This is a genomic window from Microbispora triticiradicis, assembly GCF_005864065.1.
In the GTDB taxonomy this organism is placed as follows: domain Bacteria; phylum Actinomycetota; class Actinomycetes; order Streptosporangiales; family Streptosporangiaceae; genus Microbispora; species Microbispora triticiradicis.
The window spans coordinates 1-2,973 of the sequence record NZ_VANP01000037.1; the positions used below are offsets into that span (position 1 = coordinate 1).

General features: G+C 69.4%; 1 protein-coding gene. It reads right to left on the reverse strand.

Annotated elements, in window-relative coordinates:
* Nucleotides 1–2,973: condensation domain-containing protein (locus FED44_RS35370; RefSeq protein WP_138463397.1), on the reverse strand; the 2,973-nt coding region annotated here is incomplete at both ends.

Here is a 2,973-nt window from a genome sequence, read left to right on the forward strand (position 1 = left end):
GCCCCGCCCAGGTCAGCATCGCCACCGTCTGCCGATGCTCGATCACCACACCCTTCGGCCGCCCCGTCGACCCCGACGTATAAATCACATACGCCGTATCCCCCGCGCCGACGGAGACACCCAACCGACCAGGACGGCCGGAACCGGGGCTTCCCCCGACCGGGCCGAGCACCGCGCGAACATCGACGACCTGCACCCCAGCCGAGCCCGCGGAACCGGCCAGGGGGTTGTGGTCGGGTGTGGTCACCAGCACGGCCGCCTCGCTGTCGGCCAGCAGGTAGGCCACCCGCTCCGGCGGATATCCCGGATCGATCGGCACATAAGCCGCGCCGGTCTTCAACACCGCCAGCAACGCCACGATCAGATCACTGGTCCGCGGCAGGCACACCCCCACCAACACCCCAGCCCGCGCACCCAACCCCACCAGATGACGAGCCAACCACTCAGCCCGCTCATCCAACTCCCGATACCGCACCACCCCGTCGACCGCCCGCACCGCCACCGCATCCGGACACCGATCCACCACCGCCTCGACCAACCCATGCACACACCCACCAGCCCCGACGGATGGACCGGTCAGCAAGCCACCGTCACCCAACGCACCAAGGACGGTCTTCTCCCCCGCCGTACGGACATCGAGATCCACCACCCGCGCGCCGGGATCGGCGGCCAGCGCCTCCACCACCACCGTCAACCGCTCCGCCAGCAGACACGCCGACCGCGCATCGAACAGATCCGTGTTGTAGGTCAGGAACCCGCCCAACCCCTCCACCGACTGCTCCAGATGCACCGACAACTCGAACTGGCTGGCTCGGGGATGCACCGGCACCGGGTCGACCGCGAGCCCGGGGAACTCGTACTGCGGTGGCGTGCCGTTGATCGACAGCATGACCTGGAAGAGAGGACTGCGGCTGAGGTCGCGTTCCCGTACGCACTCGTTGATCAGGCGATCGAAGCCGACGTGCTGGTGCTGCTGGGTGGCGAGCGCGGCGTCGTGCGTGGCGCGCAGCAGGTCACGGAGAGTCGTCTCCGGCGCCGGGCGCATGCGCAGGGGCAGCGTCGTGACGAGCATGCCGATGACATCCGTGAGTTCGGGCCGGGTACGCCCTGAGGCGGCGAACCCGATGGTGACGTCGTCCTGGCCGCTGAGCTTGGCCAGGAGCACACCCAGCGCCGTCGCGACGACGGAGAACGTGCTTGCCCCGGTCGCCCGGGCCACGGCGGCCACGGTCGCGGCGGGCAGGGACAGCGGAACGGCGTCCCCACGGTGCGTCTGGTACGGCGGGCGTGGCCTGTCCGTGGGCAGGTCGAGCGTCTGCGCGCCGGCGAGGTGCTCGCGCCAGAAATCCATGTCCTCGTCGGTGACAGGCCGCTCCCACAGCTCGACGTCCGCGAACTGCACAGACGCGGGTGAGGGGGCCTCGTTTCCCGCCGGACCTTCGGCCAGCCTGGCGTAGTGGCCGGTGATCTCACGGAGCAGCAGGTCGAGCGACCAGCCGTCGCAGATGAGGTGATGCAGGCTCAGGAGCAGCACGTGCTCCTCGTCCGACACCCTGACCAGGACCGTACGCATCAACGGCCCGGCGGCGAGGTCGAGCGGACGGGACGCCTCCTCGTCGAGCACCGCGGCCCAGTCGGACGCGGTCACTTCCTCCAGGTCGGCGACCGGTTCCGCGGACACCACCTGTACGAGCTCCTCGTTCTCCTCACGGAGGGTGGTGCGCAGGCTTTCGTGGCGCCGGGCGGTGTCGGCGAGGGCGGTGCGCAGCACATCCCGGTCGAGCGGCCCGCGCACGGTCGCCGCGCCGGTGATGTGGTACGCCAGATTCGTGTCCGGGTGCAGATGACACAAGAACCACAACCGCTGCTGATTCGCCGTCGCCGGATGCACATGATCACCAGCCGGATGACGACCCACCGGAATCGCCACCACCTCACCGGCACCCACACCCGGCAACCGCTCAGCCAGACCGGCCACCGTCGGATGATCGAACACCAGCCGAAGCGGCACCACCACACCCAGCGCCTCCGACAACCGATGCACCAACCGCGTGGCCAGCAACGAATGCCCACCCAGACTGAAGAAGTCCTCATGGATGTTCGTGACCGGCCGGCCCAGCAGACCGGCGAACAACCCGGCCACCAGACGCTGCGCCTCAGTGCCGGGAGGCTCCACTTCACCGGCCCCGGCGGTCGTGAGCGACGGCTCGGGCAGCGCCTTACGGTCGATCTTCCCGTTCGGCGTACGCGGCAGCGCCTCCATCACCACAACACGGGCAGGCACCAAATGCTGCGGCAGACACCCCCGCAGATACCGCAGAAGAATCTGCTCGCAATCCGCATCGCACAGGGCAAGGTCACCGTGATCCGCCGCAACGGCAGGACGACCACCATGCATGTCATGCGTGCCGGTGTGGTCACTGTGCCCGTCGTGGGCTCGCTCGTCGCCCTGCGCATGGTTGCCGTGGTCGCGGGTGGGAGTGTTCTTGCTGGCGATGTGGGCGATCAGGTGGTCGCCATGGACGGTGACGACGGCCTCCGACACGGCGGGATGCTGGAGCAGGGCGTGTTCCACCTCGCCCGGCTCGATCCGGAACCCCCGGAGCTTCACCTGGTGATCCACCCGGCCGTGGTAGTCCAGGAAGAACTCCACCCCACCGTCCGCGGTGGTGCAGGGGCGCCAGCGGGCCAGATCCCCTGTCCGATACAGCCGCCCACCCTCATCGTCGGGGAGGGGCAGGTAGCGTTCGGCCGTCAGGGCGGGCCGCTGGTGGTACCCCCGCGTCACCCCGCTCCCGGACAGGTACACCTCGCCGATCGCGCCCAGCGGCACCGGACGCAGCTCCCTGTCCAGCAGGTGCACGCGTGATCCGGGCAGGGCGCGGCCCAGCGGGGTCCGCTCAGCACCGGGATCGGTCACCGCGTGGGTGGAGTACGTGGTGTCCTCGGTCGGCCCGTACAGGTTGTTGACCA